Origin of the sequence: Undibacterium sp. TJN19 (genome assembly GCF_049339485.1) — a bacterium.
Lineage (GTDB): Bacteria > Pseudomonadota > Gammaproteobacteria > Burkholderiales > Burkholderiaceae_D > Undibacterium.
Window position 1 is genome coordinate 283,064 of sequence record NZ_JBMPPL010000007.1, and the last position, 20,279, is coordinate 303,342.

Annotated in this window: 22 protein-coding genes; 10 read left to right on the plus strand and 12 right to left on the minus strand. The window is 50.4% G+C overall.

Annotation, left to right across the window (positions count from 1 at the left end):
* Positions 1-15: 15 nt before the first annotated feature.
* From ACO0LH_RS19645 to ACO0LH_RS19655, 3 genes are all read left to right on the plus strand, one after another.
* Complete coding sequence (locus tag ACO0LH_RS19645) at positions 16-465, plus strand: PaaI family thioesterase (RefSeq protein ID WP_422942829.1); 450 nt, start codon at positions 16-18, stop codon at positions 463-465.
* Between the two features lie 74 nt (positions 466-539).
* Complete coding sequence (locus tag ACO0LH_RS19650) at positions 540-1,766, plus strand: acyl-CoA dehydrogenase (protein ID WP_422942830.1); 1,227 nt, start codon at positions 540-542, stop codon at positions 1,764-1,766.
* A gap of 148 nt (positions 1,767-1,914) precedes the next feature.
* Positions 1,915-3,615: a long-chain-fatty-acid--CoA ligase gene (locus ACO0LH_RS19655; protein ID WP_422942831.1), complete on the plus strand. Its 1,701-nt coding sequence runs from the start codon at positions 1,915-1,917 to the stop codon at positions 3,613-3,615.
* A 6-nt stretch (positions 3,616-3,621) separates the two neighbouring features.
* Here the strand turns inward: ACO0LH_RS19655 and ACO0LH_RS19660 are convergent, their stop codons facing one another.
* The 4 genes from ACO0LH_RS19660 to ACO0LH_RS19675 form a co-directional block, all read right to left on the minus strand.
* Positions 3,622-3,849: a hypothetical protein gene (locus tag ACO0LH_RS19660; protein ID WP_422942832.1), complete on the minus strand. Its 228-nt coding sequence runs from the start codon at positions 3,847-3,849 to the stop codon at positions 3,622-3,624.
* Between the two features lie 553 nt (positions 3,850-4,402).
* Positions 4,403-5,863: a TIGR01777 family oxidoreductase gene (locus ACO0LH_RS19665; protein ID WP_422942833.1), complete on the minus strand. Its 1,461-nt coding sequence runs from the start codon at positions 5,861-5,863 to the stop codon at positions 4,403-4,405.
* The gene (locus ACO0LH_RS19670; protein ID WP_422942834.1) at positions 5,860-6,528 is read right to left on the minus strand and encodes a DUF4166 domain-containing protein; all 669 of its coding nucleotides are present in this window, start codon (positions 6,526-6,528) and stop codon (positions 5,860-5,862) included. Before ACO0LH_RS19670 ends, ACO0LH_RS19665 begins: the two co-directional genes overlap by 4 nt.
* Positions 6,525-6,989, minus strand: a complete 465-nt coding sequence (locus ACO0LH_RS19675; protein WP_422942836.1) for a cell division protein — start codon at positions 6,987-6,989, stop codon at positions 6,525-6,527. The genes ACO0LH_RS19670 and ACO0LH_RS19675 overlap by 4 nt, the downstream gene beginning before the upstream one ends.
* Before the next feature lie 241 nt (positions 6,990-7,230).
* Between ACO0LH_RS19675 and ACO0LH_RS19680 the strand changes: the two genes are divergently transcribed.
* The 4 genes from ACO0LH_RS19680 to ACO0LH_RS19695 all read left to right on the plus strand — a co-directional run bounded on the left by ACO0LH_RS19680 (position 7,231) and on the right by ACO0LH_RS19695 (position 10,900).
* Complete coding sequence (locus tag ACO0LH_RS19680) at positions 7,231-7,893, plus strand: response regulator (protein ID WP_422942837.1); 663 nt, start codon at positions 7,231-7,233, stop codon at positions 7,891-7,893.
* Positions 7,890-9,209, plus strand: coding sequence for an ATP-binding protein (locus tag ACO0LH_RS19685; protein WP_422942838.1), 1,320 nt, complete (start codon positions 7,890-7,892; stop codon positions 9,207-9,209). Before ACO0LH_RS19680 ends, ACO0LH_RS19685 begins: the two co-directional genes overlap by 4 nt.
* 174 nt (positions 9,210-9,383) lie before the next feature.
* On the plus strand, positions 9,384-9,923 hold the full coding sequence (pal, locus tag ACO0LH_RS19690; protein ID WP_422942839.1) for a peptidoglycan-associated lipoprotein Pal: 540 nt from the start codon (positions 9,384-9,386) through the stop codon (positions 9,921-9,923).
* A gap of 194 nt (positions 9,924-10,117) precedes the next feature.
* Positions 10,118-10,900 (plus strand): serine hydrolase, encoded by a 783-nt coding sequence (locus ACO0LH_RS19695; RefSeq protein WP_422942840.1) that lies wholly within the window; start codon positions 10,118-10,120, stop codon positions 10,898-10,900.
* 22 nt (positions 10,901-10,922) lie between these two features.
* Here the strand turns inward: ACO0LH_RS19695 and budA are convergent, their stop codons facing one another.
* The gene (budA, locus tag ACO0LH_RS19700) at positions 10,923-11,711 is read right to left on the minus strand and encodes an acetolactate decarboxylase (RefSeq protein WP_422942841.1); all 789 of its coding nucleotides are present in this window, start codon (positions 11,709-11,711) and stop codon (positions 10,923-10,925) included.
* A 246-nt stretch (positions 11,712-11,957) separates the two neighbouring features.
* On the opposite strand from budA, the gene ACO0LH_RS19705 reads away from it, so the two are divergent.
* From ACO0LH_RS19705 to ACO0LH_RS19715, 3 genes are all read left to right on the plus strand, one after another.
* Entirely contained in the window at positions 11,958-12,677 is a 720-nt protein-coding gene (locus ACO0LH_RS19705; RefSeq protein WP_422942842.1) for a hypothetical protein, read from the plus strand.
* Between the two features lie 71 nt (positions 12,678-12,748).
* On the plus strand, positions 12,749-13,270 hold the full coding sequence (locus ACO0LH_RS19710) for a 2'-5' RNA ligase family protein (RefSeq protein ID WP_422942843.1): 522 nt from the start codon (positions 12,749-12,751) through the stop codon (positions 13,268-13,270).
* 73 nt (positions 13,271-13,343) lie between these two features.
* Positions 13,344-13,685 carry an NIPSNAP family protein gene (locus ACO0LH_RS19715; RefSeq protein ID WP_422942844.1) on the plus strand — a complete coding sequence of 114 codons (342 nt, stop codon included), beginning with the start codon at positions 13,344-13,346 and terminating at the stop codon, positions 13,683-13,685.
* Positions 13,686-13,714: 29 nt separating this feature from the next.
* On the opposite strand, the gene ACO0LH_RS19720 is transcribed toward ACO0LH_RS19715, so the two are convergent.
* The 7 genes from ACO0LH_RS19720 to ACO0LH_RS19750 form a co-directional block, all read right to left on the minus strand.
* On the minus strand, positions 13,715-14,059 hold the full coding sequence (locus ACO0LH_RS19720) for a MobA protein (RefSeq protein WP_422942845.1): 345 nt from the start codon (positions 14,057-14,059) through the stop codon (positions 13,715-13,717).
* A 102-nt stretch (positions 14,060-14,161) separates the two neighbouring features.
* Positions 14,162-14,641: a NuoB/complex I 20 kDa subunit family protein gene (locus ACO0LH_RS19725; protein WP_422942846.1), complete on the minus strand. Its 480-nt coding sequence runs from the start codon at positions 14,639-14,641 to the stop codon at positions 14,162-14,164.
* Positions 14,642-14,679: 38 nt separating this feature from the next.
* On the minus strand, positions 14,680-14,856 hold the full coding sequence (locus tag ACO0LH_RS19730) for a hypothetical protein (RefSeq protein WP_422942847.1): 177 nt from the start codon (positions 14,854-14,856) through the stop codon (positions 14,680-14,682).
* Positions 14,857-14,966: 110 nt separating this feature from the next.
* Positions 14,967-17,405 (minus strand): diguanylate cyclase domain-containing protein, encoded by a 2,439-nt coding sequence (locus tag ACO0LH_RS19735; protein ID WP_422942848.1) that lies wholly within the window; start codon positions 17,403-17,405, stop codon positions 14,967-14,969.
* A gap of 359 nt (positions 17,406-17,764) precedes the next feature.
* Complete coding sequence (locus tag ACO0LH_RS19740) at positions 17,765-18,382, minus strand: hypothetical protein (protein WP_422942849.1); 618 nt, start codon at positions 18,380-18,382, stop codon at positions 17,765-17,767.
* Positions 18,383-18,535: 153 nt separating this feature from the next.
* Positions 18,536-19,141: a response regulator transcription factor gene (locus ACO0LH_RS19745; protein ID WP_422942850.1), complete on the minus strand. Its 606-nt coding sequence runs from the start codon at positions 19,139-19,141 to the stop codon at positions 18,536-18,538.
* Positions 19,138-20,244: a sensor histidine kinase gene (locus ACO0LH_RS19750; RefSeq protein ID WP_422942851.1), complete on the minus strand. Its 1,107-nt coding sequence runs from the start codon at positions 20,242-20,244 to the stop codon at positions 19,138-19,140. Before ACO0LH_RS19750 ends, ACO0LH_RS19745 begins: the two co-directional genes overlap by 4 nt.
* Positions 20,245-20,279: the final 35 nt, after the last annotated feature.

The window sequence follows — 20,279 nt, forward strand, 5'->3', positions numbered from 1 at the left end:
AAACAAGGCACGACCATGAAACCGGCATACGTAGCAAGCAATCCAGATTACGCAGCGCAACTGAAGAGCCTGGTGTTGGCCATGCCCATGGCGAAATGGCTGGGGATAGAATTTGTGCAGATAACGCCGGGTGAAGTGGAGCTGGAGATCGCTTACCGCGAAGAACTCAGTTTCGTACCCGGAAAAATGCAGGCCACAGCCATCTTCGCAGTTGCTGATTTTGCTGGTGTCTCTGCCGCTGGCACAATGCTGCCAGCAGGCTGGATCAACGCCAGTATTGATTGTAGTTTGAAGATAGTCGCCCCTGCCGATGGTGAAAAATTACTGGCACGTGGACGCGTCATTTCACACAGCAAGTTATTGACTGTCAGCGCCGCAGAGGTTTTTTCTGTACGTAATGGCGAAGAGATTTTATGCGCAACAGCATTGCTGACGGCGCGCAATATTGAGCTACAAAGAAAGTAAAGCGGACAGAGCCATGTCCATTTAAAAAACTGAGCGAACCTAGCAAACTGAACAAACAAGGAAAAGGACACATCATGGATTTTCAATACAGCCCCAAAGTCAAAGATTTGCAGGCACGCCTGATCGCCTTCATGGATGAGCATGTCTATCCAAATGAAAAAACTTTCTTTGGTGAGATCGCTGCCAACCGCAAGGCGGGCAATGCGTGGATACCAACCAAGGTTGTTGAGCAACTCAAGGCCAAGGCGCGCGATGCCGGTTTGTGGAACCTCTTCCTGCCAGAATCCGGTCATGGCGCAGGCTTGACCAATCTCGAATATGCACCTCTGTGCGAAATCATGGGCCGCGCGGTCTGGGCACCAGAAGTATTCAATTGCTCGGCACCTGATACCGGCAATATGGAAGTGTTTGCCCGTTACGGTACGCCAGAGCATCAGGAACAATGGCTGAAGCCCTTGTTGCGAGGCGAAATCCGTTCCTGCTTTGCCATGACAGAACCGGCAGTCGCATCCTCTGACGCCACCAATATCGAAGCCTCCATTGTCCGTGATGGCGATGAGTATGTCATCAATGGCCGCAAATGGTGGTCGTCCGGTGCCAATGATCCACGCTGCAAAGTGTTTATCTTCATGGGCAAGAGTGATCCTGACAATGCTGATCGTCATAAACAGCAATCCATGATCATCGTGCCGCGTGATACACCGGGCGTGACCATCCTGCGTGCCTTGCCGGTATTTGGTTATGACGATGCACCGCATGGTCATGGAGAAGTCCTGTTTGAAAATGTACGTGTACCTGCATCCAATATTTTGCTGGGCGAAGGCCGTGGCTTTGAAATTGCCCAGGGCCGCCTTGGGCCTGGCCGCATTCATCACTGCATGCGTCTCATCGGCCTGGCAGAACGTGCGCTGGAAGATATGTGCAAACGCTCTTTGACACGTGTGGCTTTTGGTAAGCGGGTAGCAGAGCAGGGGGTGACACTGGAGCGTATTGCCAATGCCCGTATTCTTATCGATCAGGCGCGTTTCCTGGTCTTGAATGCCGCGCAGATGATGGACACGGTAGGCAATAAGGCCGCCGCCAAAGAAATCGCCATGATCAAGGTAGCTGCGCCAACCATGGCTTGCCAGGTCATTGACTGGGCCATACAGGCGCATGGCGGTGGTGGTGTGTCGGATGACTTTGGCCTCGCGTATTCCTATGCCCAAGCCCGCACCTTGCGCCTGGCAGATGGGCCGGATGAAGTGCACAGGAATCAGATAGGCAAGATGGAGTTGAAAAAGCACATGGAGAAAAAATAATTACTTACGGCTTGATTCTTACTTGATGCGGTTGATGGAACGGTAGTTGTGGACGGGCTCTTCCTCTTTTTGAGGCGGGGCTTTTCCGACGTTAACTGCCCGGCTTGCTGACATTTTCAAATTATTCCTAAAAATAGAGAGACAAAAAATGCGCGACACTCCCTGGATCCAATCTTACCCTGCTGGCGTACACTGGGATGCCGACCTGCCCATCAGCAGCGTTCCGCAACTGTTGCATGACGCCGCCGCTAGATGGCCGGACCTGCCAGCCCTTGAATTCATGGGCAAGAAAACCACGTATGGCGAACTGCAAAAACTCGTCAACCAGGCAACCAGGGGTTTCCAGCAACTGGGCGTCGAGCCAGGTATGCACATAGGTTTGTATTTGCCAAACACACCACATTACGTCATCAGTTTTTTCGCAATCCTGCAAGCTGGTGGTACGGTGGTCAATTACTCTCCGCTGGATGCGGAAAAAGTGCTTGAACACAAAGTGGCAGATAGCCACACCGACATGCTGGTAACGCTGGACATGGTCATGCTGTATCCGCACATGGCCAAAATGCTGGGTCATACGCGTCTGCAAAAACTGATTATCGGTAATATTGCAGAAATGTCGCCTTACCCCGATGCAGTCAGGGCCAACCTGGAAAAGGCCGGGCAGCTTAGCGCCATACCTGTGGATGCGCAACATCTGCTGTTTGCGCAATTGCTCGATAATGATGGGCAATACGCGCCTATCCCGCAAATAGACCCCAAAGAAGCTATCGCTACGCTGCAATATACGGGTGGCACGACGGGTTTGCCAAAAGGAGCCATGCTCACGCATGGCAACCTGACTACGGCTTGCAGCCAGATCATGGAAACCACCAATATCGAGCCGCGTGTACTGGAAGAGGGTAAGGAAAAACTGCTGGCCGTGCTGCCGCTATTCCACATCTATGCCTTGACGGTGGATATGTTGTTTGGCATACGCCTGGGTGCAGAAATCGTCTTGCATACGCGCTTTGATGTGGACACCGTCGTCAAGGACCTGGCCAATAAAAAAATTACGGTATTCCCCGGCGTGCCGACCATGTACACCGCCATCATTCATCACCCGCAAATCAAAGAGTTTGATTTGAGCGCCCTGAAGTTTTGCAATTCCGGTGGCGCACCCTTGCCGACAGAAGTGTTGCAACAATTCCAGGCACTGACAGGTTGCACGCTGCTTGAAGGCTGGGGCATGACTGAGACTTCGCCCACCGGCACTTTTACGCCTTTGGGTGGTGCGCGCAAGAATGGTTCTTGTGGCTTGCCTACACCGGGCATCAGTTTTAAGTTCGTCAGCATTGATGATCCGCGCCAGGAAGTCGCTTTGGGCGAGCGGGGTGAAATCTGCGTGGCCGGTGCCAACATCATGAAAGGCTACTGGAACAAACCTGAGGCGACCAGGGATGCCTTTACCAGCGATGGCTATTTCCGTACCGGTGATGTGGGCTATATGGATGCGGACGGCTTTGTGTATATTGTCGACCGCACCAAGGACATGATCCTGTCCGGTGGCTATAACGTCTATCCACGCAATATTGAAGAAGCGATTTATGAGCACCCAGCGGTTGCTGAAGTCAGCGTCATCGGCATTCCCGATGAATATCGCGGTCAGGCAGCCAAGGCCTTTATCAAACTGAAAACCGGTGCAGCGCCTTTCAGTTTTGATGAACTGAAAGATTTCCTGAAAGAGCGCCTGGGCAAGCACGAAATGCCACAAGCCATGGATATACGCGCAGAATTACCCAAAACACCGGTAGGAAAATTGTCGAAGAAAGAACTGTACGACGAAGAAGCAAAAAAACGTGCAAGCGCCTGAGTCTGATTAATCGATTTTTGATTTTTCAGCCAGGTTTTCATCATAAGGCCCGGAGTCGGGTCCGGGCCTTATGATTTTTTCTAAAGACTGGTTTTGCAGCTTATCCAGATCTTCCTTGCCACATTCAACCACGATTGTTTTTGTATCTATCTGGGCAAAACGCTGGGCGCTGACCTGTAATTCTGGTACTGCCTTGCGCGGACGTACTGGTTGTGGGTGGTGGAGGAAAAACATGGCCTGCTCCTGTTGAAGGAAGGCTTACAAATGAGGTGTTACCAAGAAATTGCAAGCATCAATAGTAGAATAATTGATACTCATGAGCTACGCCTGCTTTCCTTACCTGGATCATGAGGGCGGCAGTTCCCGCCAATGCAGGCGGATATTGGCTTTGACCGTTCACCGCATAAAAAAACGGTACACGAATAAGGGCTTCCCGATCCTGGGCGCCAATACTTTATTTCTTCATCATATTGAGGCGCAAAATTAATTTCTATTTCTGCCTGGCTGAACCAGTTTGACGGTAAATCATGCTTTTGCATGAAGCTATTCAGCCAGAAATGATAGTGATGCAGCAGCATGTCAAACTCTGCAGTCTCGGGCGTTGATGTCAATCGCAGCAAATCCAGACGTATGCCTGACACACATTGCTTTTCGGCATAACTGCGCAATTTTCCCATTGCCCAATAAGCTTCCAGGTCATTGTTGCGACTAGTGAATGAACTTGCTATGCCGTAGGCAAGATTTTTAATATCCGCTTTGCGAACCATTTATTCACCTCAGGCTATTTCTATACCAGGTCTGCCAGTGCTTTTTCTAACTTGGGAAAATTGAAAACAAAGCCCTGTTCCTGCAAGTGTTTCGGTATGACGCGTTGTCCATCCAATAGCAGACTAGCCTGTTCACCCAATAAAAGACGTACAGGCAAGCCAGGTGTCGGGAAGAAACTCGGTCTGTGCAAAACACATGCGGCTATCGTGCTGAATTGTTTTTGTGTGACAGTTTCTGGGGCGGTGAAATTATATGTTTCATCATGGGTGATTGACCCAGCGTGTTGCCAGATATGGGCAATGCCGCGCAAAACATCCTGCACGTGTATCCATGACTGCCATTGCCTGCCGCTGCCCAAGGCACCACCCAGTCCCATTTTAATTGGCAAAAGCATCATGCCGAGTGCGCCCTGATGCCCCAGTACCAGCCCAAGGCGCATTTTGGCTACCTTTACCCCGTAAACGCTGGCTGCCTGATTCGCAGCTTCCCATTCCTGACATAACTGCGACATGAAAATGGCCTGAGGTGGCGCATTTTCGCTTAATTCTGTGTCGTCTCCCAGAGCTTGCACGCCATAGTAACCAATGGCAGAAGCTGACAGCAACAGCCGCGGTTTGGTCTCTGCCTTGCTGATCCAGTCCACCAGCGTGTTGGTCAGACCAGTGCGACTTTTGCGCAATTCTGTCTTGCGTGCCTCTGACCAGCGCCAGCCCAGTACGCGTGCGCCTGCCAGGTTGATGATGACGTCTATGTGGTGATTTGCTGGCAATTCCTGCATGGCGCCAATCACTCTGACCTTGCCGTCAAATTTCCAGGCTGCCTGTTTTGGCTTACGGCTTAAGATGGTCACTTGCTGTCCATCAGCCAGCAAAGCCTTGACCAGTAACTGTCCGATAAAACCTGTTGCGCCTGTTACTAAAACCTGCTCTGCTTTATCGCTAAAGTGCATCATGGGGGCCTGTCTTTCTTTGATTTCCAGTTGTCGTAAGCGCAGCGCCGCAAAGCCATCCCGCATGCCTGATATTCCTACCCCAATACCGCATACAGCGAGAAATGCGCTAAGCATGCCGTGCGTTTGCCATACCAGTTCAGTAGGTTCCTGTAACCAGGCAGGTACGTTAAGTGCAAGCAGGGTGATAAAGGCACCGCCATTGATTGCCAGGACAGTGTGGGTGACACGCTCGGTCGCAGGCAGTAAGCGCGTCTGGTCTTCAATGACAAAGTCCCACAGCGTCAGGACTATCTCTACGCCAAATACCAGTATCAATACGAGTACCCAGATGCCATGCCATTGCCAGGCCGACAGTCCGATGAACAGGAGACTATAGATAATCGCACGGGTCGCATGTATGCCCAATTCTGTGCGTGCTGTCGCCCGCTGCGGCAAGGCTTCTGTCAGTTCGTGGTGGTACAAGGTGTCAAAAGCGCCGAGCAAGCCTTGCGCCGCCATTAATTGCAATGCGATGAGGTGAGTGTTCATGATGTCTTGTTTCTATTTGAATCGTTATTCAAGTCGTGGAACACACCAACTTGTTTGAAGGTGGTACCGAACAGCGCATGCTTGATTTCTATGCGTATATTGAATTGTTGTGTGTTGTCGTTACGATGGCATAAATAGGTTTTGCCCGGGGTAAGGATGCCAGGGATAGGAATGCGTACACCAAGCACATCCCAGAAATAACCGTCGCTGGTGAAATACAGGTTGCCCTCATGCACATGCAGGCGCAATTTCATGCCCAGGCCCATGCCTACATATTCCAGCACTTCACCCTTTTCGCTTTCCTGCATGTAGGAGGTAAACTGTATGGGCGCGCGATTGTGCAGGCGATAGATGCGCTGCTTGAAAATGGCCGTAGAATCTGCCTTGGAATACACTTCAATATCGACAGGAAAATCATGATCGGTATACGGTATCAGGGCGCCCGCAATCATCGGTTTGGTAATGTGGCCGAACAGTTTTCCCAGGCCTGAACAGCTCAGTTCACTCAGTACGCCGTTGTAGTATAAAGGCTGGCCCACCTCAGGGTTTTTGGCAAAACGCGCCTGGATGTCGGGATGCAGCGTCAGCCATTCCGACCCCAGTATTCTGCGGAACAGTTCACCCTCTGAAGGCCGTGTCGTGGTTTGTGCAGGTGTCGCTTTCATTTGCTTTCTCCGGCGCTCTTGATGAGCGTCGCATCGATTTTCCATAGCAGCAGCAAGGGTGGAATCAGCATGAGCAGGGCAAAGCAGTCCACCCAGACATTGACTATCATCTTCGCCTGCATGGATATCAGCATGTCTTGTGGTGCCCAGATCAGGATGCCCGCCGTCAGCCAGCCCCAGGCAATGCGGCTGCGATATTTGTCGCCAAAATAAACCAGGGCACCCATCCACAAACCCACGGTTTGTACTGTGGCACCGAACAGGCTCATCCACCAGATTTGCGCATTGCGGGCAGCATCCGGGGCAGCGCCAGGCCAGAAATATTGCTCGATCAGTTGATGATAAACCTCAACAAGTGGCTGGCTACTGATCCAGGGTAGCAAGGCACCAACCAGGAAATGCCCGGCTGCGGCAGCGTATAACCAGTAGATGAGCCAGCCACGGATGTTTGATTTTCGCATTTATTTCTCTTATTTCTGTCATTACAGAAATTAAAGATCAAATGCAGGTGTATGTCAAGATTTTTGTTATTTTATTCAATATATTTCTGTTATTCCTGGGCTTTTCTCATGCGTATCCGATGCACATGCCATTCGCCAGGCGTAGATACATGAGGGGTGAAATGTGCAAATCCCCGGCTTTTCCTGCTTGGCGTACAATCCACGCTGCAAAATCCTGCCGCATTTGAGACCAAGAACAAACATGAAAGTCCTGCTCGTCGAAGACGACCCCATGATAGGTGAAAATATCCAGATCGCGCTGGAAAGCGAAGCGAATCTGGTTGACTGGTTGCGCAATGGCGAAGCGGCAGAGGCAGCCCTGCAAATTCATCGCTATGATGTGTTGCTGCTGGACCTGAGTTTGCCACAGCGCGATGGCATCGCCATTTTGAAAGACTTGCGCAAACGTGGTGACACTTTGCCCGTGCTGGTGATGACGGCGCGCGACACGGTACCGGAGCGGGTACTGGGTTTGCATGCCGGAGCCGACGATTACTTGATCAAGCCCTTTGATCTGGATGAGCTGATCGCCCGCATGCATGCACTGGTGCGCCGCGCACACGGGCGTGTCGATACATCCTATGTCTGTGGCGACGTGGTGGTTGATTCCACCACCCGGCAGGTTTTTAACGGCCAGGAACAAGTGATACTGTCATCCCGCGAATGGACAATCCTGGATGCCCTGATCGCACGGCCTGGCGCAATATTGTCACGCAGCAGGCTGGAGGATCAATTATTTGGTTGTACTTCCGAAATTGAAAGCAATGCTGTTGAAGTGTATATCCACGGTCTCAGGAAAAAATTGGGACAAAAATTCATCTTGAATGTGCGTGGTGTTGGCTACATGGTCGAGAAAAGCGCATGAAATCCTTGCGCCTGCAAATGATGCTGCTGTTCGGCATCGCCATTCTGGCAGCAGCTGCCTTGCAGTTTGCCACGTCATTCCACGCTGCCATAGGCGAGGCCGATAAATTATTTGACTATCACATGCAGCAAATGGCGCTGGCTTTGCAGGACAATGATTTTGAACAGGTTGACTGGCGCACCATGCCGGGCATAGAAAGCAACGGCTTTGATTTTGTCGTGCAGGTCTGGGGTGGCGATGGTAATCGCGTTTATCAGTCGCGTCAGTACCGCTTCTTGCCCAAACAGGCTGCGCTGGGGTTTTCTACCGTGACACTCGACAACGGTGAGTGGCGTATTTATGCGGTAAAAGAAAACAAGCGCGTAGTGCAGGTTGCGCAAAAAATCGATACCCGCCGCGAGCGCGCCATTTCATTTGCACTGAGTACCTTGTGGCCAGTGATACCTGTTTCGATCTTATTGTTTTGCGCTGCCTGGTGGGGCGTCAGTTCAGTATTGGCACCGCTTAATCGCATAGGCAGTGACCTGGCCAACCGCAATGCCAATTCCGTTGAGCCGGTTTCTGCCGACGGTGTGCCAAGTGAAGTATCTTTGCTGGTGACAGAATTAAATTCCCTGCTCAGCCGTATGGGCCTGGCTTTGCAGGCACAACAGCGTTTTGTCGCTGATGCCGCCCATGAACTGAGGTCACCCATCACTGCCTTGCGTCTGCAAGTGCAAAACCTCGGCAGGGTAAAAGATGAAGTGACCCATGAACAGGCAGTCAGCCGCTTACTGGGTGGTGTTGACAGGGCATCGCGCCTGGTTGAGCAATTGCTGGCGTTGGCGCGGCAAGACCCTTCATCCCAGGCAGCAAGCGGTTTTGCCATGACTTCGCTCGGCAATTGCATAGAGCAGGCGATCAGTGATGTCACTCCATTTGCGCAATCGCGGAATATCAGTTTGGTAGCCAGCATCTCTCCAGCCGCGGAAATATTGGCAGACGGAGAGGGTTTGCGTGTAATGATACGCAATCTTCTGGACAATGCAGTACGCTATATTTCAGAAGCCGGAAGGGTGGAGGTACGATTGGTCGCGGATGCCGACAGCGTTTGTTTAAGCATACAGGATTCAGGCGAAGGCGTGCCGCTGGCCGAAAGAGGCCGGATTTTTGATCGCTTTTACCGTGTTGCCGGTTCCGATAAAAGTGGCAGCGGACTGGGCCTGGCGATTGCCAAAACCATCGCAGATCGCCATCATGCAAAAATAGAAATGGCCGATGCCACATTGGGTGGTTTGGAAGTGAAAATTCATTTTCCGCTTTCAAGAAGCGGATAAGAGAACGAGAGACTGCTCATACAAGCGTTAATTCCACCGCCATATCGCTATTTTAAGATTCCCCTAAGTTTCTTGGTGCACCATAGCGAAGTTTTGTGATACTGGTTCGTCTATTGGCCATCGTATCCATATCTACACCGATTTCGACAATCAAGACTTACAGAGGATATTTCCATGCGTTCCCAATTGAAATTCAGCACACTTGGCAGTATTGCCGCCGTATCGATTTTATTAGCCGCCTGCAGCAGCCCGTCAGTCAAAGTTGCAGAAACACCTGCGCAAGCAAAACCGGATATGTCAAAACCAAAACCAGACGATAGCCGTAAAATTGAGTCGGTGAGCACAGTCGTTGATCCGCTGGATGATCCGAAAGGCGTGCTGGCAAAACGCAGTGTCTATTTCGACTTTGATCAGTATGTCGTCAAATCGGAATATAGCCCGGTCGTGGAAGCACATTCAAGATATCTGGGCGCGAACAAAGGCAGAAAAATCCTGATCCAGGGTAATACCGATGAACGCGGTGGCAGCGAATACAACCTGGCGCTGGGTCAGAAACGTGCAGAGGCAGTGCGTAAAGCCATGGCATTGTCTGGCACACCAGATGCACAGATGGAAGCGGTTTCTTTGGGCAAGGAAAAACCAAAAGCCTCCGGCAGCAATGAAGCCGCCTGGGCAGAAAACCGTCGCGCCGATATCGTCTATTCGGCAAAATAAGCCGGATTCAGTTTCACGCAAGGTAAGCTATCAACGCCATCCTCTGTTCTGCTTGAGGCATGAGCAGTTGACAGCTTGCCTTTTTCGTTTTCAAAGTTGCTAGCAGATTGTTGATTTTTTTCATGTTGATGCGAAAGATAGTTTTACTTTTGCTGTTCTGTAGCGGCAGCGTGGCCGCAATGCAGCCTGGTTCCATGCGTTTGAATTCCCAGCATGCAATGGTAGTGGATGAACGCAGCGGGCAAATACTGCTGGAAAAGAATGCCAGTGAAGTGGTCCCCATCGCTTCGTTGACTAAGCTCATGACTGCCATGGTGGTGCTCGACAGCAAAGCAAATATGGATGAGAAAATCTCCATAGAAGAAGAGGATAAAGACCAGCTCAAGCATAGCCGTTCCCATGTGCCGGTAGGCTCAAGCATCACACGCAGGGAAGCCTTGCAACTGGCACTGATGTCTTCCGATAATCGCGCTGCTGCGTCACTGGCGCGCACTTATCCCGGTGGCAATGGCGCGTTCATGGTGGCGGTGAAATCCAAACTGATCGCACTGGGTATGGGGCATACCTTTATCCGCGAAGCCACGGGCTTGTCGCCAGAAAACACGTCGACAGCAGTTGATCTGGTAAAAATGGCGCAAGCGGCATCACGTTACCCGGAGATTGCTGATATCACCACAGACAGTGAAGACACCATCTCCCTCAAAGACGGTCGTAACCGCGAATTCCATAACACCAACCGCCTGGTTGGCAAGAAGGGCTGGGATGTGCTGTTATCCAAAACCGGATTTACCAATGAGGCAGGCAATTGCCTGATCATGCGTGTAAAACTGGCCGGCAAGAAAGCCACGCTGGTCTTGCTGAACGCAAGAGCCAGCTCAGCAAGACTGATGGATGCATTGAATATCGGACGGCTGCTGGAGAATAAGCCCGCAGAGTCAAAAGCGGGCAAGAGTCTCAGGCATGTGCGGCATCGCTGACACCAGCACGGGCCTGATGTCGCTAGTCCTTGCGCAAGCTTTCCACGGCCTTTAATTCGGTCGAGCGGTCAACAGACTGGTTGGTACTGGCAAACATATTGTTGGTGGGTAGTTTGATTTCGATATCTGATACTGCGCCAATCTTGATCACGCCCTGGCTAAGACTGAGTGCCAGTACGTGACCGCCGGCTTTGTGATCATTTGCCAGATAGTGCCAGTGGTAACCTGGTACATTGAAACCTTTAGAAAAACCGGGGCTGCGGAAAGCAACCAGTACGCCCCTGGTATTGCTAAAATTAAATAATGTTTGTGTCTTGGTGACTTCGGCAAGTGGTTTGTAGGGCTTGTCTTGAGGTGAGATTGCACGCGTCGTCAATTGCGTAAATTCAGCTTCCACACGGATCGCATAGAAAAGATTTTTGTTTTCCAAGCGTTGATCCAGCATTTCTTCCAGCTCTTTCAGGCTGGTTTCCTTGTTGATCTCATAGCGGTAGTCGGTATTGAATCTGGTGACGACAGCGAACGGCGTCAATTGCTTGCCGCTGGCTTTGACCACCGTGCCGTCGGCTTTGAACTGGAAAACTTCGCCATCGAGTACGATCATTTCACCGTCAACGCGGTTAAAGGTGCCAATGCCAAAGTCGCCTTTGAGCTTGAGTTCATCCACCGTCAGTTCACCTTCATAGGCGCCTGCCAGAAGCGCGTCAATTGTGGCGTACTGAAAGGCTTTGTGTTCCTGCGGTTTTTGCGCGTGGCTCAGTGTGGCTGCGAGAAACAGCAGGACTGCCAGGCTTAAATTTTTCATATTCATGATGGGAAATAAAGGTGTTGAATTGATAGTGGAAAGCCCGTTTTCTCATTATCTGCCAAACCTGCGCTTTTGCCACTGGGCTGTTTTGTACCGACATGGTCAGTCAGATACGATAATTTTCTGGTTAAATAGGCAAGCATGCATTATGCTGCAAAAACCTCATCCGGCACGGTATACGCTTGCAAATTTTTTCTTGTACAACCAAGATCATGCCTGATAGTCTTGCCACTTCCTTTTAAAAAAACCATGAAAAAGAACCTTGTAAAGAATGCCTTGCTGCTTTTTGGATTTGCGCTTTGCCTGCAAACGCAAGCACAGGATGTATCCAATGGTGTGGCGATCCAGCTACAACTGGAAACAACAACGGCCAAGGGAGCAGAACTAGGACCACGCTCAAGAGAACTGGTGGCCCTCGTCAATACCAAACGATTTGCCGAAGCAGAGCGCATGGCTGTCTCTTTACGGAAAGAGTATGAAGCGATCTTTGATCGCAGCCAGAAGCAATATTCATTTCAGACCAAGACCGAATATGATGAATTCAGGAAAACACATCCTGAAAAGTTTGAATGGATAGACTGGAGTTACAAGGAGTGCCTGCAGATGCAAACCTTCATCGCCGCAGAAAAGCGTGACTTCGTTACGGCACTTGCATTTTCCAGGGAGATGGAAATACTGGCGCCGATTTCAGCAGGAACGGCAGTGGAGATGGGTTATATCCTCAATCAAAGTGGCAAGCCCGCCGAGGGCCTGGCTGCCTACACCAAGGCCAATGAACTTACACGTGTCTATACATCACAGCGGCCTTACCGTGGCGCTGCCCTACGTGGCATGGGCTTCGCATTGATAGATTTGAAGCGCCTTGAAGAGGCAGAATTGCGTCTGATCGAGTCGCTGGAGGTCGATCCCGGCAACAAGGTCGCACTCAATGAACTGGCTTATATACGTGACTTGCGCACCAAAAAGTAGGGCAAAAAACCAGCACACTGTCGCCCGGAAAATGCCCTTGTGTTACCAGGATATGAAACCAGGGAGTAGACATGCCTGATACTCGTCAACAACTGAGTATGTATGCTGCAGCGGATGCAGTCAAAGACATCGAGGCGCTACGTGCAATTGTCGACCCGGTGCAACACGGTTTGATACCGGCGCACATTACCTTGTGTCGTGAAGACGAGCTTGCTGATTATCCAGCGATAAAGAATAGGCTTCAAAAGCTGTCATGGTCAGTGCTCAGCTTGCGTTTTGGCAGGCCGGAAGTATTTTCCGGTCATGGCATACTGCTGCACTGCATAGATGGCGAGGATGAATTTCATCACTTGCGCGAACACTTGCTTGACTCAATACATATCAGGAATCAGCGTCCGCATATTACGATTGCACACCCGCGCAATCCACAGGCATCTGGCAACGCACTGGCACAGGCGTTGACGTTACCGGAAACCATCACCGTCAGATTTCCAGCCATTTATCTTATCGAGCAGACCGGGCGTGAGCCCTGGCGTATTTTGGAAACCTATGCACTGACTGCTGCCCCTGAAGCCATAGATGGTGGAAACTAAATTCTGTTTTTATCTGCAAGGCAACGCATCAAAAAAATAATCATCATTTACCCGCATGAGAGTGGCCTTAACCATGAAACGATTAATTGAGATACGTACTTATCGCCTTAAACCGGGCGCAGCGGATGCCTTTCATCATGCTGTCCATCACCTCGCTGTGCCGATGTTGAAGAAGTGGAATACTGACGTGGTTGCTTATGGGCGTTCAGATCATGAAGAAGCGACTTATTTTTTGATACGCTCTTACGAAAATCGCGAGGCACTGGAGCGTGAGCAAAATGCTTTTTACAGTTCCAGCGAGTGGAAAGATGGCCCCAGAAGTGAACTGGTGGATCGCCTGGACAGTTACATGAATACGCTTATATGGGTTTCGCAAGAAGCGATCAACAGCATGCGTGAATTGAACAAACCGTAAATCCTGACAAGCGCTTACCCACAATAGATTTAATCAATGCGGGCGTTTTTGGAAGCGCTTGCAAGATAACGTTGCATAAGCAGGGGAATCACACTGTCGCGCCAGAATTCGGTGCAGATGACACCGGAAGACATCCCGCCGTGGGCAAACTGAGGCAGGTAAAAATTTTCTGCTTTATGCACGGAGTGCCCGGTCAAATCCAGAAAAGCTTGCTCAAGTTTTTCCTGTAAATGAACAATACTCTCAGGCCAGGCGACAGTGGCAAAATGTCGCTGAAATTCTTTCCATAAATACGGATCACCTCGCAAGCCCCAGTTTGCCGGCTCATCTTTGAAAAGACAGGCGATAGTCATGGTGTTGTGAGTGTCGTGCATGGTTAAATTTTCTTGGTAGACTTCGGGCTGTGGCACGTCAGGATGGCAAGTGACGATAGCATATATACAGGTTCACGTCTTCCGGCATGCATGGCGTTTTAATCAGCGGGCAATGTGATTGCTGCGCTTGATCTTGTTTTGTAATTGCAATAATCCATAAATCAGGGCCTCGGCGGTGGGTGGACAGCCCGGGATATAGATGTCGACAGGTACGATCCGATCGCAACCACGTACCACGGAATACGAATAGTGGTAATAACCACCGCCATTGGCACAGGAACCCATGGAGATGACATAACGTGGTTCAGCCATCTGGTCATACACTTTACGCAGGGCAGGGGCCATTTTATTGGTGAGCGTGCCAGCGACGATCATCAGGTCGGCGTGACGCGGGCTGGCGCGTGGCATGAAGCCAAAGCGATCCATGTCATAGCGGGCACTGGCAGCCTGCATCATTTCCACTGCGCAGCAGGCCAGGCCAAAAGACAGATACCACATGCTATTGCTTTGTACCTTGTTCATCAAATCATTGACGTTGGTCAGGATATAAGAATCCTGAAACAAACCTGCTTGCTCTTCCATGAATGCTGCTCCCACTATGAGAAGCCGCCATTATGGGTTCATGCAAGGATTTGGTCTTGAACCGAAACGACATTCAATTCATCGGCAGGAAGAAACAATTTTCCTATCTCGCCTCCATTGAAACTGAACGCCCAGAATGCAGCATCCTGACTGGCTATGCCGCGCACCAGTTGTGCTGGAGTGTGCCCAGTGAAGCGTACGAAGTCACGGTTCATATGGGCCTGATCGGCATAACCAAAGCTTAAGGCACATTCTGCCCAGGTCCTCGCGGGAAGTTTGCCCAGCAATGTACTGATACGGGCTGGAAAAAGTATAAAAGGGACTGCTAAGCACTCCAACGATTTTTACCGCTATGCTTGGCCCTGTACATAGCGTCATCTGCACGTCGCAATAATTCATCAAGATCTGATTCACCATCGACCTGGATGGCGAGGCCGATGCTGGTGGTAATATTGATCTGGTGTTCACCCAAGGAAAAACGCTGTTGCATGGAGGCGATAATTTTTTCCGCCACTTCACGTGTATCGTGTTCAGGATTGTTCAAGCCTTCAAGGATGATGGTGAATTCATCGCCAGCCAGCCGGGCAACGGAATCGGTTTTGCGTACTGCCATGCAAAGACGGTTACCAAACTCTTTCAATAGCTCGTCGCCGGTATGATGTCCCAGCGTATCGTTGACGTTTTTGAAGCCATCAAGATCCAGAAACATGACTGCCAGTGCGCTGCGTGTGCGGCTGGCGCGCAGGATAGCGCCTGACAACCTGTCCATGAAAAGTGCGCGATTCGGCAAACCGGTCAGCACGTCGTACTGCGCCAGGAAAATCAGTTTTTCCTCAAACTGCTTGCGCTCGGTGATGTCCCTGACCACACCGACAAAGACACGGCGTGAATCGAACTGGATTTCATTTACCGTCAGTTCCAGTGTGAACTGCGTCCCATCCTTGCGCAGGCCAGGTAGTTCCAGTTTCGGCCGCCCCAGAACCTTGCTTTCTCCTGTTTGCAGATAATTCTGCATGCCCGCCTCATGGCGTTTGCGCATTTCGAAAGGCATCAGGATTTGCAGTTTTTGGCCTATCACTTCATGGGGGCGATAGCCAAAAATCATTGCCGCAGCATCATTGAATGATTCTATGATGCCCTTGTCATTCGTCGTCATGATGCCTTCGCCAACGCTGCTGAAAACGGTGTTCATTTCCAGTTGCTGCTCTCGGGCATGATTTTCAGAGTCTGTCAGACGCTTGACCAGGGGTTTGATCTGCGAACGCATGACCAGAACACCCAGGACCAGGATAAGCAGTAATGCTGGCGTGACAGAGGATAATTGTGCCCGTATTGCGCCGTAGAGTTCTGTCGTGTCTTGCTTGACCACGATTCCCAGGTTTCTATTCAAAGGGGCAAACGCTGCCATCACGTTATGTCCTTTATAGTCTAATGTCGCAATCAGGCCAGCTTTGCCGTCAATCGCGTAACTCATGGGCAGTGGCTGGCCGGTGATATTCTCCTTGCCGATCGTGTAAGGGGCGCTTTGCCTTCCTGATGGCAGACAGATCAGGGTCTTGAGATGGCCGGAACACAATGCGATTTCTCCAGTATCACCAAGCCCATGCAGATCGAATAGCTGCGCCTGTATCACAGGCAAGCGCTGGTTCAGATGCAGGCTGGCAAAGGCGATACCATCCTTCAATAAAGGAGAGTCCGTGTACAGTGTCAATTCCTTATCCCATTGCAGGGCGGAAGACTGACCGGGATAATCAGGCAGGTCCAGCCTGGTAATGGCGTTATCTGATTTTTCTCCCATATACAAAAGCAGCTTGCCATCGGGGGAAGTGATCGATGCGCTTCGCATGCCTTCGTTCATCAGGCTGCGTAATTCTGACTGGATTTCTGCAATAACGCTTTCATTGCCAGGCTGAAGGGTGAGCATGTATGCAGATGCCATCAAATGCGTATTGTGGGTAGCATGTTCCGCTGTGGCATATCCTTGCGTAAGCGTGGCCTGCGTCAGCATGCGTTGATTATCCAGCTTGAACTGTAATTTTTCCTTTAGAGAATTTTCCAGTATGGTTTGCTGAAATACAAAACCGGTGAGGCCGGCAGTCAGGGTAACGACGCATAGAATGGCGGCGCTCATGAAACCAATTTTTTCATCAAGCTGGAAAAATTTTTGCGCATGATGACTGTTAGAGTGATACAGGCTTGACCACATTGCCAGTGCGATGATGATCATCCCTATTGCGGTATGAATCGCCATGCGAGCTGAGCGCGCCCAGCCAAATAGCTGGTCAGGCGACAATACATAGCCGATCAAACCTGTCAGGCCGATAGCCAATATGCAGAAAACCAGTATCTGATAGCTGAGTTCCCTGGTCCGGCTGGTGATGTTATTCAACAGCACCAGGCTGACACCAGTGAGCATGAATCCCACGGCCGTGTTCGGTGCCAGCCGCCCCAGACGCATATTGCCATCCTGTAGCCAAGTGTGAAGAAAGCCCCAGTCTATGCCAAGATTGATATCAAAAAGATATTCGATCAGTACCAGTCCGCATAGACAAAAAAGGAAGATACCAACACTGCTTTGAATAGCATGCACAGGTTTTTTTATCAGCCCCGGCAGCGCGATTGCCAGTCCGGTCAGTGCGAAGCACAGCGCGGTATTAAATACCATGGCGACCAGGCCGGTACGTATTTCCACCATGGCCCGCATATGCAATAACCAGCCGCTGATGACCAGCAGTCCCAGCGCCAAAAGAATAAGGCCAAACAAGACTGGAAATGAAAATAGGGGAGGAAATGTCCGGGAAACATGGTCTCTCGAACTTTTCAGATTTCCAGTCAAGTCGGGTTTTGGCAGATCTTGCATTTTGATGGAAATAAATGGCGCGTAAATTCAGTTCATCATAGTCCATTTGAAGACGAAAATAACAGAGTTCACAATGGTTCAAAAAGCGCAGCAATTACGCTTTATATAGACATGCTAAAAAGATATCTGAAAGATCTCTGAGAGATATTTGATGCAGGAAAAGTGTTAATAAAGCAACGGCATCAAAATTTTGTGTTTTTTAGATAAGCTCTGATTAAGTTAAGTGCGATGCTCTTTGGGGTTTGTGATGCTTGTCGTTGTGCCTATTCAGTTTTCCGAAGTTCAGGGCTTTCTGCTGTTGGATTGGGGTCGGCAAGATAGCAAGATGCTGGCAGGGTGTTGGCTCTTAACTGATAGCGGTAAGAATGTGTTTGATCCCCATTTTCCGCATTGACTTTGATCGTCTTGAAGTAGCGACGCCTGAGATCAAAATTGCTACGCATATTCAGGCGTATATCCTGCAACAGGATTAAGGGATTTGCCGCTATCGGTGCAAAATCTTCCTGGGGGCGGTATTTGGAAAAAGCAAAACCCAGGCGTTTGACATAGGTCGCAAACATTGCCGCATTTTCTGGTACTCCACAAGCGAGAAGTACGGCAATCGCCTGATGCTGTGCGGACGCTTTCCACTTACCACTTTCGTAGTAATACAGGCCAGCATCATCGTAATTTTCGACAGTGCGCCAACTGGTTTCGGGCAGATGGCGTGTTATCCGGAGTGCCTGCGCATTGAGCTGCAAAGCTGCCCGCTGGTTCTGGTTTTTTTCAAATTCACTCATGGCAGCGTTTCGCAATTTGTCTGCCTTGATTTCGAGATCGGATTGTGCGGCAAAACAAAGTAGAGGCAGCGAAAAAAAGACGGTCGAAAATACTTTTTTCATTGAGCGTAAGCCTTCCATAGTCAACACAGCTTAACTCATTTCAAATCTGCATGCATGGCTGATTAAGTGATACCAAATGCTACCGGACGGCATCTGTATGGCTTGCATGCAAGGTAGCGCAAGTCATTCCATGGCAGCGGCCATTTCACGATCTTATAACCAACCCTGATCGCGTGCCAGGCGAAAAGCTTCCACACGGTTTTTTGCATGCAATTTACTGATCGCTTCCGACAGATAGTTGCGTACCGTACCTTCTGATAAATGCATGAGTTTGGCAATTTCCGTGCTGGTTGAACCTGTGCCAGCCAGTCGTAACACCTGACGCTCACGCTCACTCAGCGGGTCTTGTTCGCCGCCCCAGCTTTCCATCGCCAGTTCTGGCGCAATCGCGCGGCCACCCGCATGCACAGTGCGTATGGCGGCGGCCAGGGTATCTGCCGGCGCGTCTTTCAGCATATAGCCGCGCACTCCGCTGGCCATGGCGCGACGCAAATAGCCGCTGCGGGCAAAAGTGGTCAGGACCACGACTTTGCTGGTCAGTTTTTTTTCCATGACGGCAGCAGCCAATTCCAGCCCCGTCATGATAGGCATTTCTATATCGGTGACGACGATGTCTGGCTGCTCTTTCTCGCACAAAGCGAGCGCTTCCTGGCCGTTTTTTGCCAGACCGACGACTTGCAGGTCTTCTTCCAGACCTAACAGCGCAGCCAGTGCGCCCGATACCAGTGCCTGGTCTTCGGCTATGATGATGCGTATCATATTAACTCTTTCATCGGCAATGATAATTCTATACGCAAGCCCTGCGTGACAAATAAATCCAGCTTGCCACCCAATGCCTGTACTCTTTCTGTCATGCCGTTCAATCCATTCCCTTTGCTCAGTTTGTCAATATGGCTGGTGTTGCCGTTGTCGCTGATTTCCAGCCTGGCCAGACCATTACCCTGGCTTAGTTTGATTTCACATTGACTCGCTTTTGCATGACGAATGATGTTAGTGATGGCTTCGCGTACTGCCAGGGCCATGACATTTTCTACCGCTGGAGGTAGCGTAAGCTGATCTATTTCAGTGCGCAATTCTACCTGTGCCGCATCCAGTACACTTTTTGCAGATTGCAATTCATGCGCCAGACCAGTGGCGCGGTAACCAACGACGGCTGCCCGTACTTCTGCCAGTGCCTGTCTGGCGGTATGCTCAATGTCGTAAATTTCCTTTTTGCAGGCGACAGGATTTCTATCCATTAATTTACCAGCCAGTTCGGCCTTTAGCGTGATGACAGATAAGGTATGCCCCAGTAAATCATGCAGGTCCCTGGCTATACGTTCACGTTCTGCGAGGGCGGCAAGGTATTCCACCTCTTCCTGTTTTTTGAGCAGGCTGGCATTGCTGCTTGCCAGGCGCTCGCCAATGATGGCACCAAGCCCACTAGGGATGCTGAATATCAGGGCCGGTATCCAGAAATAGGTCTCCAGTCGCATTAGAAAACTGGCGGCCGCAACAATCAAGGCGACTGCCGCCAGGCCTTCATAGGCTTTCCGTGAATTGTGTATGCGCGAACACATGGTTGCTGCGAAAATGCAAAAAACCGAGCTGCCGAAATTGTACCTGGCCCAGGCAATACCCAGCGCGCAGTTGATCAGTATGCAAAGATAAATACGCCAGCCACTGATCCAGAAACTATAAAAATAGATGGGGAGGAAAAATAAAAAACTGACGGCCAGCAATAAAATTTCACTTCCCGTCAGCGGCATGTAAAGGTATTTCCAGGCAAACATTGCAAATGAAAGTAGCCAAAAATAGGGCGCATTTCCATAGCGTGCGGGTACCCAGGGTGGGGACAGTTTTTTTATGAATGCGTTGCTCATTGCTTGCACCTCGGGTTTGTTGCCTGATTCATGTT